Raw genomic sequence first — 7,535 nt, 5'->3', positions numbered from 1 at the left:
AAGGCATGGCCGAACTCAACCAACCCATGATCGAGGAGGAAAATCAGCCCCTACACATCACCGCCAAAGCCGCCTGACGATGGCCCACGGCCACAGCCGAAATTACACCACCTTGACGGACGCGACCCTGGGAAAGGGTGTGGCATGTCTTCGATTCCTGAGCGAATGATAGCCCCCTGAAACACGATTCTCGCCTGTCCTTGCCTGGTGCCGGGCCATATTGCCCGGCGGTCTCACCAGTTGGAGAGCCTAAAGGGGCAGGGGTAAACAGCTCTTAAACGTCAAAAAATATGTCAGATCAGGCAATTGGGTGGCTCCGCAAACAATCTGCGTGTTCGTGCGTTTTTTGCATTGCAAAATGAAATGATGCGCTGCAATATGATCAGGCCGAACAGGCGATCCTCCCCAAGGATTAAACTCGGGCCGGGCCACAAACCCGGCCCGTTTCTTTTTCGCCTGAGGTCCGTTTTCGGACTGTCGCGCGCCGGGCACGCTCCGCCTTCCTTGCTGTGGGATAATTGCAACAGTGCTGTTGCTAATCCGGGGGGTGGTCGACATTTTCCTTGTGCAACGCAATGTAAATGCGTCAGATTCGTGACGTTGAAACGATCCGTATCTCGTCTGGACGGCGTAGTTGGCCAGACCGTGGAAAGAAAAAACAATCCGCGTATTCGGCTCCCGAGTGGTTCCGAGAGAGAAGAGATCAAATTAACGGCAACGGAGACTTACGAAATGATCAAGAACACCTTTAAGCTGGCGCTGCTGGCGTCTGTTACCGCTGGCGCTTTTGCCGCCGGCGCCGCCCGCGCTGAGGAAGAAGGTCCGCTGAGCCTGACCGCCAATGCGTCGGTGACTTCGGACTACCGCTTCCGTGGTGTGTCGCTGAACCAGGAAAGCGTTGCTTTCCAGGGTGGTATGGACCTGTCCTACACCATCACCGACGCCGTGAGCTTCTTCGCGGGCACCTGGGCGTCGACCGGCGACAAGAACACCTTCGGCGCCAGTGAAGTCGACGTGTATGCCGGCCTGACCGGTTCGGTCAGCAATATCGGCTGGAAGCTCGGCGGCATCGGCTATCTGTATCCGGATGCCAAGGGTCTGGATTATTATGAAATCCAGGGCGAAGTGAATGGCGAGGTCGGTCCGGCGACCGCGGCGCTGGGCATCTTCTACGCGCCGGATCAGTCGAACACCACCGAGGACAACTGGTACGTCTACACCAACGTGTCCTATGCCATTCCGGAGACTCCGGTGACCCTGAAGGCGTCGCTGGGCTATGAGGATGGCGCTTTCGCTTATGGTGACTCCAAGCTCGACTGGAGCATTGGCGCGTCGTTCGCTTACAAGAACTTCACGCTGACCGCGGCTTACGTCGACACCAACAAGTCGAAGGGCGAGACCGGTTACTTCGGCAATAGCCCTGCCGACATCAAGCATGCCGGCGACGCTGCTGTCGTGTTCACGCTGGGCGCTTCCTTCTAAGCCCTGCCTGAAGTAACGATCAGGGGAACGGCCCGGCTTTGCCGGGCCGTTCTTTTTTGTGCGACGCAGCATCAGTGGCATGCCTCGCGCGAGTGTTTGCGGTGTGACTTTGTGGCAACATGCTTGGCGCCGGCAGGGGAATGACTGATCAGGGACGTGGTCGGCGGCGGGCGGCAGCTGGCCGCAGGTGATCCGCGCAGGATGTTGCCATTAGCATATTGCGCGTGCGAGGAGATCTCGATCCGCGGCCCTTGCCATGGGGACGGCGTGAACCTCGGACACTGACAATGGTCTGGCGCACCGTGATGACCGGCAAAGAAAAACCCGGCCGGCGACAGCGCCGACCGGGTCTTGTTTGGCTCCCGGCAGGGCCGGGTTCGTCTTACGACGAGTAGTACATGTCGAACTCGACCGGGTGCGGGGTCAGTTCGTACTTGGTCACTTCCTCCATCTTCAGCTCGATGTAGCTGTCGATGAAGTCGTCGTCGAACACGCCACCCTTGGTGAAGACCTTGCGACCCTTGTCCAGCGCGACCAGCGCCTCGCGCAGGCTGCCGGCCACGGTCGGTACCTTCTTGAGCTCGCGCGGCGGCAGTTCGTAGAGGTTCTTGTCCATGGCATCGCCGGGGTGGATCTTGTTCTCGATGCCGTCGAGACCGGCCATCAGCATGGCGGCGAACGCCAGGTAGGGGTTGGCCAGCGGATCCGGGAAGCGGATCTCGACGCGCTTGGCCTTCGGGCTCGAACCGTAGGGAATACGGCAGGAGGCCGAGCGGTTGCGGCTCGAATAGGCGAGCAGCACCGGGGCTTCGAAGCCCGGGGTCAGGCGCTTGTAGCTGTTGGTGGTCGGGTTGGTGAAGGCGTTGATCGCCTTGGCGTGCTTGATGATGCCGCCGATGTAGAACAGCGCGGTGTCCGACAGGCCGGCATACTTGTCACCGGCGAACAGCGGCTTGCCGCCCTTCCAGATCGACTGGTGGGTGTGCATGCCCGAGCCGTTGTCCAGGCGGATCGGCTTGGGCATGAAGGTCGCGGTCTTGCCGTAGCTGTGGGCAACCATGTGCACAACGTACTTGTAGAGCTGCACGCGGTCGGCGGTGGTGGTCAGGGTGCCGAACATCATGCCCAGCTCGTGCTGCGAGGTGGCGACCTCGTGATGGTGCTTGTCCATCGGCAGGCCCATGGCCAGCAGGGTGGACACCATCTCCGAGCGCAGGTCGTGGCAGCTGTCGACCGGCGCGACCGGGAAGTAGCCGCCCTTGGCGCGCGGACGGTGACCCAGGTTGCCTTCCGGATAGTCACGGTTGGTGTTGCCGGGGTTCTCGATGTCGTCCAGCTTGTAGCTGGCCTCGGCATAGTCGATCTTGAACTTCACGTCGTCGAACACGAAGAACTCGGGCTCCGGGCCGACATAGACGGTGTCACCGATCTTGGTCGACTTGAGGTAGGCCTCGGCGCGCTTGGCGATCGAGCGCGGATCGCGGTTGTAGCCGGCGCCGGTGGCGGGCTCCAGGATGTCGCAGAAGATGACCATCAGCGGCTGGGCGGAGAACGGATCCATGTAGACCGCTTCCAGGTCCGGCTTCAGGATCATGTCGGACTCGTTGATGGCCTTCCAGCCGGCGATCGACGAACCGTCGAACATGAAGCCCTCGGTCAGGTTGTCCTCATCGATGACGCCGGCGCACATGGTCAGGTGCTGCCACTTGCCGCGGGGATCGGTGAAACGCAGATCGACCCATTCGATCTCGTTGTCCTTGATCATTTTCAGGACGTTGCTGACGTCGGCTGCTGCCATGATCTCTATCCTTCAGTTTTGTTGAGTCTCTGGATTTCAGGGGTTTTTTAAGCTGTTCTCTAGATCGCGTCGACGCCGCGTTCGCCGGTGCGAATGCGGATTGCCTCATCGATCGTCGAGATGAAGATCTTGCCGTCGCCAATCCGGCCGGTCTGTGCCGCCTGCTGGATCGCTTCCACCGCCCGTGGCGCCACCGCGTCGTCAACCACGACCTCGATTTTCACCTTTGGCAGGAAGTCGACGACGTACTCGGCGCCGCGATACAACTCGGTGTGGCCCTTCTGCCGGCCGAAGCCCTTGGCTTCGAGCACGGTGATGCCGGACACGCCGATGTCGTGGAGCGCTTCCTTCACTTCATCCAGCTTGAACGGCTTGATGATCGCCTCGATCTTTTTCACGCGTTGTCACCTCCACTCTGCTGGTCGCCGTCACATCAGCAAATGGCGTGCCAATCCGTCAGGTGGCGGAATCCGTGGCCAGCAGTGAGCGTGGGCGCAGTGGTCGCTGACCGGACGGGCGCAGGTGTGCCTATTTCTTGTGCGATTGCCTGATGAATGGGCAGCGCAGTTGTCGGGTCGCCTTGTCGCCGCCTTGAGGGCGCCATATTTGGGAACAATCGTGAAGGTAGGGTTACAGAACGATTGCGCAACGATGGAGCTGTCATGCGTGCGATCATCTTGAGTGCTGGCCAGGGGTCTCGCCTGCTGCCATTGACGGCGGACAAGCCCAAGTGCCTGATTGACTGCTCGGGGCGAACATTGCTCGACTGGCAACTCGATGCGCTGCTGGCCAATGGCATCGATGACATCGTGGTGGTGGTTGGCTTCCAGTCCGACAAGGTCGAGGCCCATCTGGCGGCGCGCGATTTCGGCGGGGCGCGGGTGCGTACCCTGTTCAACCCATTCTATCAGGTGGCCGACAATCTGGGGTCGGTGTGGCTGGCCCGGCCGCTCATGATGGAAGGAGACTTCCTGATTCTCAACGGCGACACGCTGGTGACGCCGGCGCTGGTGGCGGCGGTGCTGGCCCAGGCGGTTGAAGGTATCAACGTTACCATTGATGTTAAGTCTACCTATGACGCCGATGACATGAAGGTGGTGCGCGCCGGTAGCCGCCTGCTCGCCATCGGCAAGACCTTGCCGCTGGAGCAGGTCAACGCCGAGTCCATCGGTTTTCTGGTCTTCAAGGGGGCGGGTGCCAGGCTGTTCGCCGATACCGTCGACACCGTGATGCATACCGCGGAAGGCGTGAAGTCATGGTACCTGCGGGTGATTGGTCGTATCGCCGAGACTAACCCGGTGAACGTCGTTTCCATCGAAGGTCATGGATGGGGTGAGGTGGACTTTCCTGCCGACGTCGAGCGCGCGCGCGCGCTGACGGCGCAGTGGTCCCGCGCCGAGGCGATCCGCCTGAGCGCCTGAGCATTCGCCAGGTGCGCGACCGTCCGGACGGGATACCTCCCGCATTCCGGCGTCCGGCAACGTTGCCAGCCTCGACATTCCGGACCGCACCAAGCAGGATCATGGGGTGTCATGAGCCTGTATCGCCTATCGTTCTTGGGGGAATTGCGTGAAGCGTTGGTTGAAACGTGTCATCCTGGCCGTGTCACTGCTGGCACCGGCCATGCCTGGCGGGGCACTGGCGGAAGCTCTGGTGCCACCGCAGCCTCTGGCGCCGCCGGCGGCGATCGCTCAGCCACGCGATATCGCTTATCCGGGTACCCTGCGCCTTGAGGTGGACGCCACCGACATCGTTCGCCGCATCTTCCGCGTGCGGCAGACGATTCCGGTTGCGGCCGCCGGACCGATGACGCTGCTGTTCCCCAAATGGATTCCGGGCGGGCACACGCCGCGCGGCGATGCCGACAAGATGGCCGGTCTCGTTATCACCGCCAACGGACAGCGCCTGACCTGGACACGGGACGTGACGGAAATGTCCGCCTTTCATGTCTCGGTGCCCGAGGGGGTCGAGGCATTGACGCTCGACTTCCAGTATCTCTCGCCGGTTGAAGGCCGGGTCGGGCGGATCGTCATGACGGATGAGATGCTCAACCTGCAATGGTTGGCGATGGCCTTTTACCCGGCAGGCTATTTCACGCGCGGCATTCCGGTCGCCGCCAGTGTGCGACTACCGGCGGACTGGCACTATGGTACCGCGTTGCGCGGCACGGCGCGTGGTGACGGCTGGGTGGATTTCCGGACAGTGTCGTTCGAGATGCTGATGGACTCGCCCGTCTTCGCCGGTCGGCACTTCAAGAAGCTGGATCTCGATCCCGGTGCCCGGGTGCCCGTGTACCTGAACGTTTTTGCAGACAAGCCAGACGATCTGACTGTCAGCGACGCGCAACTGGCAATTCATCGCAAGATGGTGACGCAAACCTACAAGGTGTTCAGATCGCGCCATTTCGCCCACTATGATTTCCTGCTGGCATTGAGCGACAGGCTGGGTGGCATCGGGCTGGAGCATCACCAGTCGAGCGAAAACGGCATGGCGCCCGATTACTTCACCGGCTGGGCGCAGAGCTTCCCCGACCGCGATCTGCTGCCCCACGAGTTCGTGCACAGCTGGAATGGCAAGTTCCGCCGGCCGGCCGAACTGTGGACTCCCGACTATCACATGCCGATGCGGGACAGCCTGTTGTGGGTCTATGAAGGGCAGACGGAGTTCTGGGGCTGGGTGCTCTCCGCACGTTCCGGCCTGATCGACAGGCAGCAGGTGATCGAGGCCATGGCAACAGTCGCTGCCACCTACGATGCCCGCGTCGGGCGGCAATGGCGGTCGCTGCAGGATACCACCAACGATCCGATTCTCGCCAACCGGCGGCCGTTGCCCTGGCGCAGCTGGCAGCGTCGCGAGGACTATTACTCCGAGGGCATGCTGCTCTGGCTCGATGTCGATCAGCTGATTCGTGAACGAACCGGTGGAAGACGGTCGCTCGACGATTTCGCGGCGGCGTTTTTTGGCGTGCACGACGGGGAACTGGGGCCGATGACCTATGCGGTCGACGATGTGGTGACAACGTTGAGCATGGTAATGCCTTACGACTGGGCGGCCTTTCTTCGCGAACGGCTCGATTCACATGAACGCGCGCCGCTTGGAGGTATCGAGAGAGGGGGGTACCGCCTGGTTTTCAAGGACGCTCCCACCGCCTACTTCAGAGTATGGGAAAGCCGGCGCGGCGTTCTCGATCTGACATTCTCCCTCGGCCTTGTGGCGGACAAGGGCGGGCGGCTGACCGAAGTCAGCTGGGATAGTCCGGCGTTCAGTGCGGGACTGGCGGCCGGCGTGACGCTGGTGGCGGTGAATGACATGGCCTACACGGCTGAACGCCTCAAGGCGGCTGTCACCGCCGCCGCCAAGCCCGGCGCGGCGCCGATACGCCTGCTGACCAAGCGTGACGAGCGGTATCAGACCGTCGAGATCAACTACACCGGGGGTCTGCGCTACCCGCACCTGGAGCGGTTGGCCGGGAAGCCGGCTCTGCTTGATGATCTGCTGGCGCCCCGCAACTAGGCGGCTATCCCGAGGCGGCCTTGTTGCCGGCCGTGGTCAGGCTGTCGGCCACTGCGCGGTGAGCCATTGCGACAAGGTCTCGACCTGAGTCGTGTCGAGGTTGATCGCCGCGCCGAGATCGGGTGTCTTGGGCCAGCCGGAGTCGGTGATGGTCAGGCCACAGGCGGTTCGTGAGCCGCTGTAGCGCGGGATGACGTGAAAGTGGACATGCGGGTCCACCATCATCAGCATCAGATAGTTGAGCTTCTCATAGGCAACCAGGCGCCGCAGGACCGACTCGATGTCGGCGCTGACACGCGCCAGTTCGGCGAAGGCGTCAGTCGGCAGGGCGCTGAAGGCGATGGCATCGGACTTGGCAGCAAGGATCAGCGAACCCAGGGTTGGCTGGGCCGGCCGCAGCAGCACTTGCCAGTGCGCATAATCGGCCACCAGCGTGGCAGGAAAGCCGAAACGGACGATGGTGTCGTTGGCGGCAACGGCCGGCGTTGCGGGTTGTGCGGTGGGTGTGTCAGACATGTTCGCGGAGTCCCTTGACGCTAGGCAGCATCGCTTTTATGAACGCGCGTCTTAGCGTCGTGGCGGCCGTAGCTCAATTGGTTAGAGCACTGGTTTGTGGTACCAGGGGTTGGGGGTTCAAGTCCCCTCGGTCGCCCCAGCTTTTCCAATCACATAGCAAGCATGTTATGCCGAAGGCCTTGGCCCGGCGGGCGTCTAACGCCGTCGCCGAGCCATTCTCCGTAGC

The 7,535-nt window shown here is 61.9% G+C and carries 6 protein-coding genes and 1 tRNA gene; 4 read left to right on the top strand and 3 right to left on the bottom strand.

Annotated features, from left to right (window positions below):
- Nucleotides 1-732: 732 nt before the first annotated feature.
- Nucleotides 733-1,482 (top strand): TorF family putative porin, encoded by a 750-nt coding sequence (locus tag ABU113_RS13395; RefSeq protein WP_454560002.1) that lies wholly within the window; start codon nt 733-735, stop codon nt 1,480-1,482.
- Between the two features lie 382 nt (nt 1,483-1,864).
- Here ABU113_RS13395 and glnA read toward each other — a convergent pair whose 3' ends face one another.
- Both glnA and ABU113_RS13385 read right to left on the bottom strand, forming a co-directional pair.
- A complete protein-coding gene (glnA, locus tag ABU113_RS13390; RefSeq protein WP_454560001.1) occupies nt 1,865-3,280 on the bottom strand; it encodes a type I glutamate--ammonia ligase in 1,416 nt (471 codons plus the stop codon).
- Nucleotides 3,281-3,339: 59 nt separating this feature from the next.
- Nucleotides 3,340-3,678 (bottom strand): P-II family nitrogen regulator, encoded by a 339-nt coding sequence (locus ABU113_RS13385; protein WP_454560000.1) that lies wholly within the window; start codon nt 3,676-3,678, stop codon nt 3,340-3,342.
- 264 nt (nt 3,679-3,942) lie between these two features.
- Between ABU113_RS13385 and ABU113_RS13380 the strand changes: the two genes are divergently transcribed.
- Both ABU113_RS13380 and ABU113_RS13375 read left to right on the top strand, forming a co-directional pair.
- Nucleotides 3,943-4,701, top strand: coding sequence for a phosphocholine cytidylyltransferase family protein (locus ABU113_RS13380; RefSeq protein ID WP_454559999.1), 759 nt, complete (start codon nt 3,943-3,945; stop codon nt 4,699-4,701).
- Nucleotides 4,702-4,849: 148 nt separating this feature from the next.
- Nucleotides 4,850-6,793 carry a M61 family metallopeptidase gene (locus tag ABU113_RS13375; RefSeq protein ID WP_454559998.1) on the top strand — a complete coding sequence of 648 codons (1,944 nt, stop codon included), beginning with the start codon at nt 4,850-4,852 and terminating at the stop codon, nt 6,791-6,793.
- A gap of 36 nt (nt 6,794-6,829) precedes the next feature.
- On the opposite strand, the gene ABU113_RS13370 is transcribed toward ABU113_RS13375, so the two are convergent.
- Nucleotides 6,830-7,309 carry an HIT family protein gene (locus ABU113_RS13370; protein WP_454559997.1) on the bottom strand — a complete coding sequence of 160 codons (480 nt, stop codon included), beginning with the start codon at nt 7,307-7,309 and terminating at the stop codon, nt 6,830-6,832.
- 62 nt (nt 7,310-7,371) lie between these two features.
- On the opposite strand from ABU113_RS13370, the gene ABU113_RS13365 reads away from it, so the two are divergent.
- Nucleotides 7,372-7,448: transfer RNA gene (locus ABU113_RS13365), tRNA-His, on the top strand.
- Nucleotides 7,449-7,535: the final 87 nt, after the last annotated feature.

It is taken from the genome of Parapedomonas caeni (assembly GCF_041060555.1).
Lineage (GTDB): Bacteria > Pseudomonadota > Alphaproteobacteria > Sphingomonadales > Sphingomonadaceae > CAUJIW01.
Note: the sequence above shows the minus strand (reverse complement) of the source record. Positions and strands in the feature narration are given on the sequence as shown.